Below are 14,347 nucleotides of genomic sequence, written 5' to 3' on the forward strand. Positions count from 1 at the left end.
GAACGCGTAGCGTTCGACTGCGCCGCGGTCGTGGAGGAGGCGCACACGGCGCCGACGGAGCGATTCAGGTTCACAACTTCGAAAAGCACAGCGGAAGCGGTGCTTCTCTCATTGAGGGCCTTCGGGACGCTGTAGCGCGACCTGTCACTTTGTGGGCCAATCAGCGAACCCGTTCCCCTCATCCAAGGATGTATGAGCCAGATGAAGTGAAAGTCACGCACACGTGCCGAGCTCGGCAAGGTGTGGCGGCACCGGTGGTGGCATTTACCGCGGCGTCGTGCTCGGCAGCACGGTCGTCGCTGCGTGCAGAACATGGGAGCGGCATCGTTCGCGACTTCCGCGCGCTCCATGCACTTCGTGGCACCGACATCCATCCCGCTGATGCTCACCCCGGGCAACGTACGACTCGAGCGTGATGCGGGTGGCGGCGCACGAGGCGCACTGGTAGGAGGGCCCGAATGAGGGCGTCACGCTCGCGTGCGCCGCGACGCTCCTGTCGCTCGAGGAGCGCCGCGGCGGCAGGCTCGGTGGCCGCGACATCCGACACTGTCGACGACCCCGTCGGCCGCACGTAGGTGGCGATCAGCATGCCCGTCATGATCGACGTCGTGATCCAGACCGGGTAGTTTCACCAAACGGGCGGGACGTCCACTGGAACAGCGTGTTCGGAATCAGCACAGTTGCGATGCCCAGTACGACCCCGAACGCGACCGAGCCGATCAGCGCCGCAACGATCTGCCTGCCCCGCCACATCCGCAGTGCGCCCGCCGCCAACACCATCGTCGCTGTCAGTCGCCGCAGCCAGAGCCCGATTCGCTCTATGGCATCTATTATGCTTCAAGTCGACTATGTGGCATAGTCGACTATGTAGCATAGTAATTCTTGGGGCCCGCCCGAGACTCAGAACAGGAGCACGGATGACCGAGAAGCAAGCTCAGCGACCGACGAACTGGCTCGTGCCCGCGGCGCTGCTCCTGATCGCAGCACTTCTGGCAGTGCTGGTGATCTTCCAGCTCCGGGGCGACCCGCAACCGGTTGCGGAGGCCCCGCCGGGAGAGGCTGCTGAGTTCGGGGGTATTCCGGAGCGGGTCCCCGAACTCGCCCAGCTCGAGCGTCGCGACGAAGCCGACGTGCAGAGCGCCGGCTCCGTGCATGCCCCGCTGACGATGGTCGTGTATTCCGACTACCAGTGTCCCTTCTGCGCGCGCTGGAACCAGGAGACGCTGCCTGCGATAATGGACTACGTCGACGATGGCTCCCTGCGCATCGAATGGCGCGACATCAACATGTACGGCGAGCCATCGGAGCGGGCATCACTCGCCGCCCACGCAGCCGGTCTTCAGGGCAAGTACTGGGAGTACCACAACGCGCTCTTCGCCGACGGCGAGACGCGAGATGAGGGAGACCTCAGCGCGGACGCGCTGGTCGAGCTTGCAGCGGACCTCGGCCTCGACACCGAGCGATTCGCTGCCGACATGGAGTCGGAGGAGTTGCTGGAGCAGAACCAGCAGACCGCCGCGGAGGGACGCAGCATCGGCGTCACGGGCACCCCCACCTTCGTGCTGGATGCCCGACCCATCGTCGGCGCGCAACCCACCGAATTCTTCTCGCGAGTCATCGACACGGCCCTCGAAGAGCGGCAGTGACATGGAGATCGGTCTCATCACAGCGTTCCTCGGCGGGGCACTTGCGCTGCTGAGTCCCTGCAGCGCGCTCCTGCTGCCAGCATTCTTCGCCTCCACCGTCGGGGCCCGGCTCGGGCTGCTCGCCCACGGTGGTGTCTTCTACCTCGGCCTGGTCATCACACTGGTGCCGTTCGGGCTCGGCATCGGCGCCCTCGGCACGCTCGTCATGACCGAGCGCGGCCTCGTCATCGCGATCACCTCGCTCCTCCTCGTCGGCTTTGGCATCGCCCAGACGCTCGGGCTCGGCTTCGATCTGAGCCGGGTGATCCCGGGCGCCTCGAAGCTGCAGGGCAGGGCATCCGCAGGCAAGGGCTTCGTCCGCACGCTGCTGCTCGGCGCCGCGGGCGGCATCGCCGGCTTCTGCGCCGGCCCGATTCTCGGTGCGATCCTGTCGCTGGCGCTCGCTCAGGGGAACCCCTGGAGCGCAGGCGGGCTGCTTGCCGTCTACGGAGCAGGGATGGTCGTCCCACTGATGATCATCGCCGCACTCTGGCAGCGACTCGGCAGCCGCGGTCGCGGGATCCTCCGCGGTCGGGCCTTCACCGTGCTCGGCCGCCAGTTGCACACCACCAGCGTCATCACCGGCCTCATGATCATCACCGTAGGCGTGCTCTTCTGGACCACCAACGGACTCGTGAGCCTGCCCTCGCTGGTGCCGACCGATGTGCTGATGCGCTTCCAGGAGCGCAGCGCGCTGCTGGTGAACCCCCTGTTCGACCTGATCGTGATCGTGGTGCTGCCGGTCGCCGGCATCGCCGCCTGGATGGTCGCTCGCCGCAGAAGATCGACAGCCGCCATACAGTCCCGGACGGAGGAGACCGCATCATGACCTCATTCGCACCCCGACAGGTGATCGTGCACGCATCGGATGCCGCCGACGACGTGAGCCGCGCCGTCGACACCGCAGGCAGACTCGCCGAGTCGATCGACGGCGTCCGCGTCACCGTGATCGTCAACGGCCCCGCCCTCGAGGGCGTGTCGGCACTCACCCACGAAGTGCCGGATGCCGTCGAAGTGAGCGCGTGCGCCGTTGGCTTGCAGCGTAGGGGCATCGATTCCGCGGCCCTGCCGCCCACTGTGAGCATCGCGGCATCGGCTGCTGTCGCCATCGTCGAAGCCCAGCTCGACGGCGCGGCGTACATGCGGCTCTGACCGCGCGGCTCGCACTCTTTCGACGAGGCTGCAGATGACGACTCCGATGGCGCCTGAGGTCTCTGCACTCGAGCCGGCCCCACGGGAACAGGTTCAGCGATGCACGGTCGCCGTGCTCTTCGTTTCGTAGGTGCGTCCTCCTTAGTAGCGGTCTGCACAGAATCCAAGCGTGGCCGCCGCCGTACGAACATCAGTGGACCGTGAAAGTACCTCACGCCTCATGAGGACGAACCTTGGAAGAATCCGAGTACTTCTTGAGTAATCGGGAGCTGCGTCGGCGACCTTCGTGCCGTCGAGGACGAAGGTCGGCTGGAGCGCGCACATCACGATGAGCGCGAACCTCCTTCTCCCTTCGGGCCGGGTGCAGCGCAGTCGCGCAGGACGGCTCAGTCGAATCGTCGAACCTGGTCGCGGCGGTAGCCCCAGACGGTGAGCCCGACGAGAATCACGATCCATACTGCGAGCATCACCAGTGACAGCGGCCCAACGGGCTCGCCGGTGAGGGCGAGTAGCACGAGGTCGGTTGTTCCCCGGGTGGGAACGAAGGGTGCTATGTGCTCGATGATCGCAGGAGTATCCGCCCGGTCGAAGAACATGCCGCCGGCTACCGCCAACGGCAGGAATCCGATGCTGTTGGCGATGATTGCAACCCGCATCGACATCAGGTAGCCCATCGCCAACCCCAGCAGGGTGAACGTCACGACCGCGACCAGCAGCGCTCCCGCGGCAAGCAGCACTCGTGGCACAGGAGCCGCAGCAGCGGTGAACAGTCCGGCCACCAGCAGGATCGGGATGATCGCTGCCGCGACGACGACCAGCCCGACCAGTATGTGGCTCAGCATCTGCGGCATGATTCCGCCTGGAAGGGTGCGTAGATAGTTCCCCCAGACGGACTCCCGCCCGGCCGCGATCACGATGCTGAAATGACCGACACAGGCCATGAGCACCCCGAACACAACAAGGGTGGCGGTGGCCGAGGTAATGGCCGCCGTATCTTGTCCGATGAACGGCACGACAAAGAACACCATGACTCCGACCGGGACTAGCGCCACGGTCAGGAACATGGTGGGTGTCCGGATGTTCTCAGTCAGGTTCCGCCTGGTGTAGGTCATGGTCAAGGAGGACATTGGGATGGCCTTTCGTGTCATACGGCTCGCTCATCGCCGGTCAGCGCCAAGAAGGCGTCTTCCAGCGAGGCGGACTCGATCTCGATGTCGGTAAAGGAGGCTCCGGCGGTCACCAACTCTCGGACGAGCGCGGTCGCGTCGTTGGTGAGCAGATGGGCGCGGTTGGCCTCTCGCTCGATCGAGGTGGCTCCACTCAGCTCGGGTAGCACCGGGTCGGTCAGGGTGACGCGCTTGAGCCGTACCCGGCCACGGATCTCGGAAACACTGCCTTCAGCGATAATTCCGCCGCGGTCCATGACCACGACGCGGTCCGCGAGCTCCTCCACCTCGTCGATGTAGTGGCTGGTCAGCAGGACGGCTCCGCCCTCGGCGTGGAAGGAGCGGATGCCGTCCCAGAGCGCGCGTCGCGCATCCACGTCGAGGCCGGTGCTGGGCTCGTCGAGGAATACCAGCTTGGGGCGCCCAGCGAAAGCCAGCGCGACCGCCACGCGCCGCTGTTGCCCACCGGAGAGTCCGCCGGCCTGACGATTCGCCAGCGCGGTGAGGTCGAATCGCTCGAGCAGTTCGGCGCGGTCCACAGGGTCGGGGAAGTGTGCCGATACGAAGTCGACAAGTTCGGAAACCCGCCACGATTCCGGCAGCCCGGTCTCCTGCGGTGTCACACCGATCGCGCGGCGGGTTTCATCGCTGCGCGGATCGGTTCCGCACAGCTCGACACTGCCGGACGTGGGTTTGAGCAGACCCGTCATAACGTTGATGAGCGTGGACTTGCCCGCGCCGTTGGGTCCAAGCAGCCCGAGCACCTGCCCGGCGGGGATGTCCAGGGAGATTTTGTCGAGCGCAGTTATGCCGTTGTATCGGCGGGTGAGACTGCGTGTACGAGCGAGGACGGTCATGTTCCGGTCTCCGTGAGCGGTTGGTTCGGGTCGATCATGATCGAGGGGAGGGCGGGGAAGGCGAAGGGGCTGGGCTCGCCGTGCGGCACAACCGGCCATGCCTGTCCGGTCCCGCCCCGCAGGAGTACCAGCTCGGCGACCTCGGCGACCCGCTCGGGTTGCAGGACCGCGACTCCTAGATCGTTGATGTACGGTATTGCTTCCCCGAGGATCGGAGTGTGAATGAATGTGGGGCACAATGCGTTGACGGTGATGCCTCGCTCGGCCACGCTCGGCGCAACTGAGCGGATCAATCCGATCACGGCGTGTTTCGTGGCCGCGTACAGCGGGTTCATCGGGCTCTCGCTCAAGCCGGCCAGGCTCGACGTGGCCAGGATCGTACCGGACCCCTGTTGGGAGAAGACCTCCAGGGCGGCTCGCATTCCGTAGACCACGCCGTCGAGGTTGACCGAGACCAGGTCACGATAGTGCTCGGGCCGGAAGTCTTCAACGAAAACGCCCTGTTCACCGATTCCTGCGTTGAGCACTGCGATATCGAGGCCGTCGAATCGTTCGATTGCGGTTTGCACTGCAGCGAAACTGTCGTCCATCTGCGAAACGTCACTGTGAATGAAGAATCCTCCCGTCTCACGAGCGACGGTCTCACCGGCCGGATCGATGTCGGCGATGACGACGCGCGCGCCATGAGCGGCGAAACGGCGGGCGATTGCCGCACCGATCCCGCTTGCTCCACCAGTTATGAGTGCGACTTTGCCGTCTAAGGGGCTCATGTCTCCTCCGTTGCAGATGGGATCGGTCGGGTGGCGTGGTCGATGGCGGTGGTGATCTCTCGCAGGTAGCGGTCGATATCGAGGTCTGGATCGCGCGACAGCGCGGTAGGAACGAGGTCGATCGCACTTCTCACGATCCGGGCCATGACGGTGACGTCGAAGTCTCGGAACTCGCCGCTGTGCTGACCAGCCTCGAACAGCTGCTCCAGCGGTAGCAGCATATGCCGGTCGACTTCGGTCGGGTCTGCGTCGGGCAGGTCGGCAAGGCCACCGCCGGTGACGATCTCGACGATCGCGACCATCCGGGCGGGATAGGCGCGCATGTATTCCAGGTTCGAGCCGACGTACGCACGCAGCTGGTTCGCGGGGGTGGCCTCGGCCTCGATCATCGGCCCCATGAATGCTGCGGCATCGGTGTAGACGGTGGTGACGACCTGGCTAATCAATTCGGATTTCCCCGCGAAGTGGTACGAGATGAGCCCGCGACTGATCCCCGCACGGGCGCCGATCTTGCCCATCGACGCGCGGTGGTAGCCGACCTCGGCGATGGTCTCGACGGCGGCGGTCACGATCTGAGCTCGCCGCGCCTCTTCGATAAAGGTGCGCTGCTGGCCGACCTGATCATTGTTTGGCATCATGGCCAAAATATAGCACAGGCGGCCAGGCTGCTGTCCAGTCCGGCGATTTTTGCTCGGAAGAGACGGGCTGGAACGCGGTGAGCGGGCGTGGTTTGTTCGGTGTGTTCGCCGCAGCACCGGTCGGGCTTCCTGATCTTGCGGATTCGAGCACCTTGGGAGTTCGGGCACTGCCCACAAAGGACGTGCAAGGTCCGACTGGGTAGCGGCCGTGAGGGGTCGCGCACGGCGGCGTTCGAGCGATGCAGGTCCACGCCACGCGGAACGCTCGGGCCGCGGAACCCGCTGCTGTCACGCCTCCGGCCCGCGCGCCAGCACCGGCGACCCTGAGAAGCGGCGTTTTTCATGATTCCGACTGAAACGCGGCGATTTTCGCCATTGCTTGGCGAGATCGCCGCGTTTCGATGCTTGTGCTCTCTATTCGCCAGCGCTTAGCCGGAGTCGTTCCGCCCTGCACGAACGTCCATTTCTCGCCACTCTCTCTGCAGCCCCGGCACGGTGGTGACGGCGAAGTAGACGATGCCGCAGATCAGCATGGCCGCGGCCAAACCGGAAGCCGTGATCAGCGCTCCTCCCGCGATGCTGCCAAACGGTATGCCGATCCACGCCAGAGAAGACCCCATGGCCGAGACCCGGCCCACAGCGGCGCGGGGGATACGTTCGAAGATCACTGCCCCGAGTATCGGGTTGAGGACCCCGGAACCAAGACCCGCGATGGCAAACGTTGCAACGGCCACGGGCAGCGGCACGTCGATGGCCAGCACGACGAAGCGTGGAAGTCCGGTGATGAGGAAGCCCAGGAGATACGTCATTCGACGGGGAAGGCGGTGCCCGATCGCGGCCGCGAGCAGGCTGGAGCAGATGGCAGCACCGCCGAACCCACCAGAGAGTAGGCCGATGACTGCTGGCCCGTATCCGGTTTCATGTGCCCAGACCGGAAGCAACACGGCGAACAGAGCGGCATCCAAGAGATTGGTGACGCTGATCATTGCGTACAGCGAGCGAAGCAATCGGTCACGACCGATAAACACCAACGCTGCCCGAAGATCGGCAAGATACGTTTGGCCGTCACTTGACAAGATGGCTCGAGGGGTCGTGGCAGCGATCACCAAAGCGGCCGCGATGAAGGTGACAGTCGTGACCCAGAGGGCGGGGATTGCTCCGATCAATGCCACGAGCGTTCCGGCACCGGCCGCCCCCAGTGTTGTGGCGAGCCGTTCGATGGTGCCGTCCAGGCCGGTTATCCGCTCTAATGGAACGCGGGCGTCGTCGGCAACGATAGGAATGAGAGCGCTCTTGCCGCCGTCAGCGGGGCCGCTCACGGCACCGAGAATGGCGACCGCACCTATGAGCACGCCGATCTCCAGTGTGTCGAGCAGGTACAGCACCGGGATGACCGCGACGGAGACGCCGGAGGCGATGTCGGCTGCGACTACAACGCGGCGCGGACCGAGACGATCGATCAGAGGCCCCGCGAGCGCTTTGGCGATGACGTACGGGCCCATCTGTGCCGCCGCAACTACGCCGGTGAGGGCTGGGCTGCCGGTGCTGCTGATGACGAACCACGGTATTGCGATCATCGAAAGTCTTGTGCCGAACAGTGAAACGGCGTTGGCCATCAGCAGTCCGTACATGCCTTGACGGTTTCCATGCTGTCGTCTGTTCGGCATTGCATTCATCTGAGCATGGCGGTGATCAGGCTTGGTTGTTCGATTGAGGGTGAGGCAGGATCTGCAGCTGTACGAGTATGGGATGAGCTTCGTCGGATGCTGATGCAGCGGTGTCGGCGGTGTGGCGCCTGTAACGACCCAAGAGTTCTGCGATTTCTTTGCCGAGGCTCGTCGCCTCTTCGGGGGTGAGGTTGAGCATCCAGTCGCTCAGATCCAGTAGACCCTGTGACTCCGTCGTCATGGTGACATGCCGCTCTGCCGCGTGGTGAATGTGTTCGACGTGGACCTGGCTGAGGGCGCGTAGAAAGTGCTCGCCGGATTCTCCCGAAAGGGACTCCTGGTCGAAGTAGGTGCTCTGGTGGGGTGCCTGCCACCATCGTTCACGCTTGCTCCCGCGCTCCGCATCCTCCTCGATGAGTCCGTGATTTGCGAGGTGGCGCAAGTGGTAACTCGTAGCTCCCGAGTTCATGCCGAACTCTCGAGCCAGGGTTGATGAAGTCGCGGGGCCGTGCAGACGCAGGTGCCCCAGGATCCTGAGGCGCATCGGGTGGGCGAGCGCCCGCATCGACGCCGTGGTCAAACGATCAGGCTGAGCACCGGCCGGGCTATCAGGTAGGGGCATGGTTGCAAACGTAGCATTGCAAGTAATTGGTTGCAAAGAACTATTTGCACAATGGAGTCGGTCCTGTAGCGGTGTCGTGCTTGGAGTTCCCGAGTAGAGGGGGCCCCTTGCACTGAAGGACTGTAGTTAATAAAGTGGGCTGTATTGGATAAAGTTTGGAGTCGGCATGAATGCATCTTCCAGTAGTAGCGACGCATCCGGGCGAGGGCGGTTCGTTGACGCAGACCGCACCGCTGTGTCGAGAATCAGGGATGCGGCGCTCACCGAGTTCGCCGAGCACGGGGTCGCGGCGACGACGATGAAGGCGGTGGCGGCAGCGGCCGGTGTCTCCGCCCAACTCGTCGTCCATCACTTCGGCTCGAAAGAAGGTCTGGCGACGGCCTGCGACGAATACGTGCTGAGGCTGTTCCGCGAGCACAACACTTCGCTCCTGGGCTCTGGTGGCTCATTCGCCCCGGTCGAGTCTCTTGAGAAGCCCTGGCTGCGCACAGCGATGGGATACCTGTCATCACGATTGACCGATGATTCTCCCGCTGTCATAGAACTCGTCGACGAAGCTTTCCGAGATGCCTTGGCCTACATGGACAAGGGCGTCGAGAGCGGCTTGGTCAAGCCATCGAAACATTCTCGAGAACGCGCGGCTATCGGGCTCCTCTGGAATCTCGGTGCGCTCGTCCTGCACCGCCACGCCAAGCGTCTGATCGACGTCGATCTCATGTCGCCCGACGTGAGCCATCAGTTGGCCTGGACTCTGGCTGCCTCAGAAATGCTCACCGAGGGTTTGTTCAACAAAGAAGCGTACGAAGCGTTGAAAAACGGAGTAGACGCTCGCGTCGGTGGCGACGGCGATGCTGCCGACGCTGCAAAAGCATAAGGAGCAGATGATGAACGACATCATTTCGATCAACGGCCTGGTCAAGCGATTCGGAAACTTCACAGCCCTGCACGACGTCGATATGAGCGTCGGTGAAGGTGAGATCCATGGCTTTTTGGGCCCCAACGGCGCCGGCAAGTCCACGACCATTCGGGTGCTTCTGGGATTGCTGCGTCACGATGCTGGCGATGTGAGCATCCTCGGAGGTGATCCGTGGAAGGATGCGGCAGCACTGCATAGGCGTCTTGCGTACGTTCCCGGCGACGTCGAGCTCTGGCCATCTCTGACAGGCGGTCAGGTCATCGATATTCTCGCCCGACTTCGAGGGAGCTTCGACAGTAAACGACGAGAAGCCCTGTGCGAACGCTTCGATCTGGATCCTACGAAGCGATGCAGAACGTACTCCAAGGGAAACCGGCAGAAGGTCGCTCTCGTAGCGGCACTGGCAAGCGACGTGGAGCTGCTGCTCCTGGATGAGCCGACAGCGGGGCTCGACCCGCTGATGGACTCGATATTTCAAGAAGTCATTATCGAGGAGAAGCAACGCGGCCGTACCGTGCTGCTGTCCAGTCACATCCTCGCGCAGGTGGAGAACCTTGCCGACCGGGTGTCGATCATCCGCAAGGGGCGCATTGTGGAATCCGGAACACTGGACGAGCTGCGGCACCTGAGCCGCACGGCTGTCACAGCGAAGACTGCTCGACCTGCCGAGCAGATCGGAACCGTAGCGGGAGTCCACAACGTCCGGCTCGATGGTCCCCACGTGACCGTGGATGTCGACGGGGACCACATCGGCGAGGTTATGGGTCACCTGCACCGACTCGGCATCGAATCCCTTGTCTCGACACCGCCCACCCTCGAGCAATTGTTCATGCGGCACTACGGCGACGACATCGCCGGCACGGAGCGGGCGGCGTAGCGATGACTTCTCAGCAGACATCTGCTCCGACGGCAGGGGGAGCCTCTCGCAAAGCCAACGGCACGCTGACCGGGTTATCGACGCTGTTGCGAATGGCGCTTCGACGCGACCGATTCCGGCTTCCGGCATGGGCGATTGGTATCGCCACCGGAGTCATCACTATCTTGGTTGCCGCCAGTGGCGGCTACTCCAGTGAGGCGGAACTCGCCGAACGCGCCGAAATGCTCCAGCGCCCTGCCCTCATCGCTATTTCCGGCCCGAGCATAGGAGTCGAAAACTACACGCTCGGCGCGTTCCTCACGAACGAAGCCATAGGATACATGCTCATCGTGGTCGCCCTGATGAGTATCTTCTTCGTCGTGCGTCATACACGCACCGAGGAAGATGCGGGGCGCGCAGAGCTCTTGCGGTCCAACGTCGTCGGCAGACACGCCTCGTTGGCGGTCGGCATGATCGTCGCCGTCATCGCTAATCTTGCGATCGCGATACTCGTTGCCATCGGTCTCGGCACCGCGGGAGTCGACAGCGTGACATGGGAGGGCTCATGGCTCTACGGGCTGGCGATGGCAGGAGCAGGCATGTTCTTCGCCGCCACGACTGCAGTAGCTGTACAGTTGCGCGGGCAATCGACCCCGGCGATCGCGTTGGCGACTCTGCTGATGTTCGTGATGTACGTCATCCGCTCGGTGGGCGACGTTGCCGGCGCGTACTGGCTGTCGTGGTTCTCGCCCTTCGCCTGGGCACAACGAACCTACGCGTTTGTCGACAACCTCTGGTGGCCCCTGCTGGTTCCCGTCGTCGCGAGCGCGGCAGCGGTTGCTCTGGCGGTCAGGCTCAGTTCACGTCGCGACCTCGGCGCCGGCCTATGGGCGAATCGTCCCGGCCCCTCGAGTGCCTCTTCGACCCTTGCCTCGCCCTCGGGAATGAGATGGCGACTGCAACGAGGAGTGCTCATCGGCTGGACCCTCGGCATCGTCGGATTCGGCCTGCTCTACGGGCCTCTGATAGGTGACGTCGAGAGCGTCGCGGCGAACTCGACTCAGATCGGCAACATCATCGCGGATACCGGGGGATCTGCCGCGGAAGCACTGCTCGCGCACCTCGTGTCGATCCTGGCGATCTTCTCGGCGATCTACGGCGGTGCGTTCGCCGTTCTTCGCGCTCGCAACGACGAGGTCCAGGGGCTGGCCGAGCCGGTGCTGGCAACCGGCGTGGGCAGAACTCGCTGGTTGGGCAGCTACGTCGGGGTAGCCGCGCTCTCCAGCATCGGCATCCTCTTCCTCAGCGCATTCGGTCTCGGTGTGACCGCCGCAGCTTCCGTCGGAGACGACACGATCCTCCCCAAAATGCTGCTTGCAGCGCTTGTCTATGTGGCTCCGGTGCTGCTCACGATCTCCGTCTCTGTAGCGTTCTTCGGCTTCGCTCCATCGTTCGCGCGTCCAGCGGTCTGGTTGCTTGCTTCGTACGCGATAGCAATCGGCAAGCTCGGAGAACTCTTCGGCGTTGGTGGCTGGGCACCACAGCTCTCACCGTTCTCGATGGTTTCCAGATATCCGGCCGAGGACGTGTCAGCGCTTGCGATCGTGGGATTGCTCATAGTGGCAACCGGGCTCTTCGTCGTCGGTTTCCGAGCCTTCCGGACCCGGGACATTACGACTCCTGTGTGACGGGCGTTCTTCTGCGGAGCCCGGCGACGGGGACGGCGTCGAGACCGTTTATGGTGGCACACAGGGGTGAACGCGGCGGGAGAGAACCGGTCGTCTTGGCAAAGGAGAAAGCGGGTTCAGCCGAACTTACGCCGATCGTTGCCCTCGTTCGGGATCCCGTCAGCGAGCATTCTGGCGAGGTGCAGCAGATTCCACGACATGATCGTGATGTTCCTGTTCGTGAAGTCATTGTCGAACCCGGCTCGCGTGCCATCATCCAGCTCGTCGCCGAACGACGGCCCCGGCCCGGCTTCTCCAACCCAGCCGGCGTCCGCCTGCGGGGGAATCGTGCACCCGATGTGCTGCAGGGTGTAGAGGATCTCGGAGGCAGAATGCTTCATGCCGTCCTCGTTGCCGCCGACCAAGCATCCGGCGACCTTGCCGGTGTAGATCGACTGGCCGTTTTCGTTCAGTTCGCCCGACTGCGCGTAGAGCCGCTCGGCGACTCGTCTGATCACGCTCGACGGCTGTCCCAGCCAGATGGGGGTGGCCAGCACGATGATGTCCGAGTGCAGTATCCGCTGCCAGAGCTCCGGCCAGGCGTCGGATGCGGCGCCCTGCTCCGTCATATCCGGCTGGACACCGGGAGCCAAGTCGAGGTCGACAGCCCTGACGATGTCGACTTCGACCCCCTGCTGTCGCAGGATGTCAGCGCTGCGGTCGATCAGGGTTGCCGTGTGGCTGTGCTCTGGCGATGGCGTGAGCGTTCCGTTGATGTAGATCGCGCGAAGTGTCATGCTCAGCAGAATTGCACGGCGTGCCCTGTGTGGCAATCCCCTTGCTGCGTGGGCCGGTTATTCGTACATGTCGATGTTGACCGGTCCGGTGAGATCGGGAGCGTTCTTCTTCAAACCTCGTGTCTTCACCAGCAGGTAGATCACGCCGACAGCAAGCCAGCATCCGCCGATGAGCATCGAAACCGTATCGAGGCTGAACCACAGCCCGACATTGATCGCCACGCCGACGCCCGGCACGATTACGAAGCCGATCCAGGCACCGGGTGTTCGACGCTTCAGGAACCGGAAGAATACGAAGATCACCGACAGATTCACGAAGGTGAACGCGATGAAAGCACCGAAGTTGATCATAGAAGCTGCCTGGTCGAGATCCACGAACAGAGCCGTCAGTGCGATCGCCGCGACGACGATGACGTTGGCAACGGGGATGCCGGTGCGTTTCGCGACGTGTCCGAACAGTCGCCGGGGGAGTGCCCCGTCACGGCCCATGGCGTAGAGGAGGCGCGCGGCGCTCATCTGCTGCGTGAGACCGCATCCGAGTACGGCCATCATGTATCCACCGACGAAGATCGCCTGGAACGCTGCCCCGCCAATGTACTTCGCAATCTCCGGCGAGGCCCCGACCACGTCTTCCAGCAGTGTGACGTCGGGGAACAACACCTGCATGAAGTAGGTGATGCTGATGAAGAACACGCCGGCCGCGGAGACGATGATGAAGATCGCGCGCGGGATGTCGCGTTCCGGTCGCTCCGCCTCTTCCGCGAGCGTCGAGACTGCGTCGAAGCCGAGGAATGACAGGGCCAGGATCGCTGCGCCCGCTGCGATGGCAGTACCGGAGATATCTACAGCGTAGAACGGTGCCATGGAGAACTCAGCGCCGTTCGCGCCATCAATGATGTTCTTGACCGTGAGCACAAGGAACACCAACGCCACGACCAGCTGGATCGTCACCAGGACCACGTTCATGCTTGCGGCCAGCTTCACACCGAGGAGGTTGAGGGCGGTGCAGATCGCAATCGTCAGCACGACCCATACCCAGAACGGTACGTCGGGGAAGACCGCACCCATATAGATGCCGGAGAGAATTGCGTTGATCATCGGCAGGAGCAGGTAGTCGAGAGGCGCGACCCAGCCGACAAGGAAACCGAGATGCTTGTTGATCGCCTCCTTCGCATAGGTATAGGCAGACCCCGCGATCGGAAAGAACCGCACCATGCGCGAGTAGCTGAACGCGGTGAACAGTACGGCCACGAGGACGACGAGGTAGGCAAGCGGTACGTGCCCCTCCGTCTCTTCTGACACGATGCCGAACATGTCGAACACCGCGACCGGCGCCATGTAGGCGAGCCCGATGAAGACGAGGTGGCGGAGCTTGAGTGAGCGTCGAAGCTGCCCTTTTCCTTGGTTCATGGCATGCGCGGCGTCTGCGTTGCCTGGAGCAGCGCCTGAGCGAGAAGGGAGAGTGGACATTGGTGTCTCTTTCACGTCATTGTGGATGGGAGGAATGGGCCGAAAATGCTCAGCTATCGCCGTGTGCGTGGCTGCCGCCGGAAT

Annotated in this window: 15 protein-coding genes; 6 read left to right on the top strand and 9 right to left on the bottom strand. The window is 63.4% G+C overall.

Annotated elements, in window-relative coordinates:
- Positions 1–385: 385 nt before the first annotated feature.
- Positions 386–598 (bottom strand): hypothetical protein, encoded by a 213-nt coding sequence (locus tag Q0O95_RS10440; protein WP_293698152.1) that lies wholly within the window; start codon positions 596–598, stop codon positions 386–388.
- 319 nt (positions 599–917) lie between these two features.
- On the opposite strand from Q0O95_RS10440, the gene Q0O95_RS10445 reads away from it, so the two are divergent.
- Genes Q0O95_RS10445 through Q0O95_RS10455 form a run of 3 tightly spaced genes read left to right on the top strand, consistent with a single transcriptional unit; the run spans position 918 to position 2,837 of the window.
- The gene (locus Q0O95_RS10445) at positions 918–1,646 is read left to right on the top strand and encodes a thioredoxin domain-containing protein (protein WP_293698155.1); all 729 of its coding nucleotides are present in this window, start codon (positions 918–920) and stop codon (positions 1,644–1,646) included.
- A gap of 1 nt (position 1,647) precedes the next feature.
- Positions 1,648–2,514, top strand: coding sequence for a cytochrome c biogenesis CcdA family protein (locus Q0O95_RS10450; RefSeq protein ID WP_293698158.1), 867 nt, complete (start codon positions 1,648–1,650; stop codon positions 2,512–2,514).
- Complete coding sequence (locus tag Q0O95_RS10455; protein ID WP_293698160.1) at positions 2,511–2,837, top strand: hypothetical protein; 327 nt, start codon at positions 2,511–2,513, stop codon at positions 2,835–2,837. The genes Q0O95_RS10450 and Q0O95_RS10455 overlap by 4 nt, the downstream gene beginning before the upstream one ends.
- 386 nt (positions 2,838–3,223) lie before the next feature.
- On the opposite strand, the gene Q0O95_RS10460 is transcribed toward Q0O95_RS10455, so the two are convergent.
- The 6 genes from Q0O95_RS10460 to Q0O95_RS10485 all read right to left on the bottom strand — a co-directional run bounded on the left by Q0O95_RS10460 (position 3,224) and on the right by Q0O95_RS10485 (position 8,515).
- A complete protein-coding gene (locus Q0O95_RS10460; RefSeq protein WP_293698163.1) occupies positions 3,224–3,964 on the bottom strand; it encodes an ABC transporter permease in 741 nt (246 codons plus the stop codon).
- A gap of 17 nt (positions 3,965–3,981) precedes the next feature.
- A complete protein-coding gene (locus Q0O95_RS10465) occupies positions 3,982–4,860 on the bottom strand; it encodes an ABC transporter ATP-binding protein (RefSeq protein ID WP_293698166.1) in 879 nt (292 codons plus the stop codon).
- On the bottom strand, positions 4,857–5,630 hold the full coding sequence (locus Q0O95_RS10470; protein WP_293698169.1) for an SDR family oxidoreductase: 774 nt from the start codon (positions 5,628–5,630) through the stop codon (positions 4,857–4,859). The genes Q0O95_RS10465 and Q0O95_RS10470 overlap by 4 nt, the downstream gene beginning before the upstream one ends.
- Positions 5,627–6,268 carry a TetR/AcrR family transcriptional regulator gene (locus Q0O95_RS10475; protein WP_293698172.1) on the bottom strand — a complete coding sequence of 214 codons (642 nt, stop codon included), beginning with the start codon at positions 6,266–6,268 and terminating at the stop codon, positions 5,627–5,629. The genes Q0O95_RS10470 and Q0O95_RS10475 overlap by 4 nt, the downstream gene beginning before the upstream one ends.
- Positions 6,269–6,696: 428 nt before the next feature.
- Positions 6,697–7,899 carry an MFS transporter gene (locus Q0O95_RS10480; RefSeq protein ID WP_293698174.1) on the bottom strand — a complete coding sequence of 401 codons (1,203 nt, stop codon included), beginning with the start codon at positions 7,897–7,899 and terminating at the stop codon, positions 6,697–6,699.
- A 61-nt stretch (positions 7,900–7,960) separates the two neighbouring features.
- Positions 7,961–8,515 carry a helix-turn-helix domain-containing protein gene (locus Q0O95_RS10485; RefSeq protein WP_293698177.1) on the bottom strand — a complete coding sequence of 185 codons (555 nt, stop codon included), beginning with the start codon at positions 8,513–8,515 and terminating at the stop codon, positions 7,961–7,963.
- 208 nt (positions 8,516–8,723) lie between these two features.
- Here Q0O95_RS10485 and Q0O95_RS10490 point away from each other — a divergent pair, with 208 nt between their 5' ends.
- The 3 genes from Q0O95_RS10490 to Q0O95_RS10500 are packed head-to-tail and all read left to right on the top strand — an operon-like array spanning position 8,724 to position 12,017.
- On the top strand, positions 8,724–9,431 hold the full coding sequence (locus Q0O95_RS10490) for a TetR family transcriptional regulator (RefSeq protein ID WP_293698180.1): 708 nt from the start codon (positions 8,724–8,726) through the stop codon (positions 9,429–9,431).
- A 10-nt stretch (positions 9,432–9,441) separates the two neighbouring features.
- Positions 9,442–10,350 carry an ABC transporter ATP-binding protein gene (locus Q0O95_RS10495; RefSeq protein WP_293698183.1) on the top strand — a complete coding sequence of 303 codons (909 nt, stop codon included), beginning with the start codon at positions 9,442–9,444 and terminating at the stop codon, positions 10,348–10,350.
- 2 nt (positions 10,351–10,352) lie between these two features.
- A complete protein-coding gene (locus Q0O95_RS10500; RefSeq protein ID WP_293698186.1) occupies positions 10,353–12,017 on the top strand; it encodes a hypothetical protein in 1,665 nt (554 codons plus the stop codon).
- Between the two features lie 116 nt (positions 12,018–12,133).
- Here Q0O95_RS10500 and Q0O95_RS10505 read toward each other — a convergent pair whose 3' ends face one another.
- Together Q0O95_RS10505 and Q0O95_RS10510 are read right to left on the bottom strand one after the other, a co-directional pair.
- On the bottom strand, positions 12,134–12,793 hold the full coding sequence (locus tag Q0O95_RS10505; protein ID WP_293698189.1) for a flavodoxin family protein: 660 nt from the start codon (positions 12,791–12,793) through the stop codon (positions 12,134–12,136).
- A 57-nt stretch (positions 12,794–12,850) separates the two neighbouring features.
- Positions 12,851–14,263 (bottom strand): APC family permease, encoded by a 1,413-nt coding sequence (locus Q0O95_RS10510; protein ID WP_293698192.1) that lies wholly within the window; start codon positions 14,261–14,263, stop codon positions 12,851–12,853.
- Positions 14,264–14,347 lie beyond the last annotated feature (84 nt).

Origin of the sequence: uncultured Agrococcus sp., from assembly GCF_945915485.1 — a bacterium.
Taxonomy (GTDB): domain Bacteria; phylum Actinomycetota; class Actinomycetes; order Actinomycetales; family Microbacteriaceae; genus Agrococcus.

Excerpts from the sequence above, each read along its gene's own strand:
- Q0O95_RS10510 (WP_293698192.1), bottom strand. The coding sequence starts at position 14,263 with ATGTCCACTCTCCCTTCTCGCTCAGGCGCTGCTCCAGGCAACGCAGAC.
- Q0O95_RS10505 (WP_293698189.1), bottom strand. The coding sequence starts at position 12,793 with ATGACACTTCGCGCGATCTACATCAACGGAACGCTCACGCCATCGCCA.
- Q0O95_RS10465 (WP_293698166.1), bottom strand. The coding sequence starts at position 4,860 with ATGACCGTCCTCGCTCGTACACGCAGTCTCACCCGCCGATACAACGGC.
- Q0O95_RS10440 (WP_293698152.1), bottom strand. The coding sequence starts at position 598 with ATGACGGGCATGCTGATCGCCACCTACGTGCGGCCGACGGGGTCGTCG.
- Q0O95_RS10460 (WP_293698163.1), bottom strand. The coding sequence starts at position 3,964 with ATGTCCTCCTTGACCATGACCTACACCAGGCGGAACCTGACTGAGAAC.
- Q0O95_RS10500 (WP_293698186.1), top strand. The coding sequence starts at position 10,353 with ATGACTTCTCAGCAGACATCTGCTCCGACGGCAGGGGGAGCCTCTCGC.
- Q0O95_RS10475 (WP_293698172.1), bottom strand. The coding sequence starts at position 6,268 with ATGATGCCAAACAATGATCAGGTCGGCCAGCAGCGCACCTTTATCGAA.
- Q0O95_RS10480 (WP_293698174.1), bottom strand. The coding sequence starts at position 7,899 with ATGTACGGACTGCTGATGGCCAACGCCGTTTCACTGTTCGGCACAAGA.
- Q0O95_RS10470 (WP_293698169.1), bottom strand. The coding sequence starts at position 5,630 with ATGAGCCCCTTAGACGGCAAAGTCGCACTCATAACTGGTGGAGCAAGC.
- Q0O95_RS10455 (WP_293698160.1), top strand. The coding sequence starts at position 2,511 with ATGACCTCATTCGCACCCCGACAGGTGATCGTGCACGCATCGGATGCC.
- Q0O95_RS10450 (WP_293698158.1), top strand. The coding sequence starts at position 1,648 with ATGGAGATCGGTCTCATCACAGCGTTCCTCGGCGGGGCACTTGCGCTG.
- Q0O95_RS10495 (WP_293698183.1), top strand. The coding sequence starts at position 9,442 with ATGAACGACATCATTTCGATCAACGGCCTGGTCAAGCGATTCGGAAAC.
- Q0O95_RS10490 (WP_293698180.1), top strand. The coding sequence starts at position 8,724 with ATGAATGCATCTTCCAGTAGTAGCGACGCATCCGGGCGAGGGCGGTTC.
- Q0O95_RS10445 (WP_293698155.1), top strand. The coding sequence starts at position 918 with ATGACCGAGAAGCAAGCTCAGCGACCGACGAACTGGCTCGTGCCCGCG.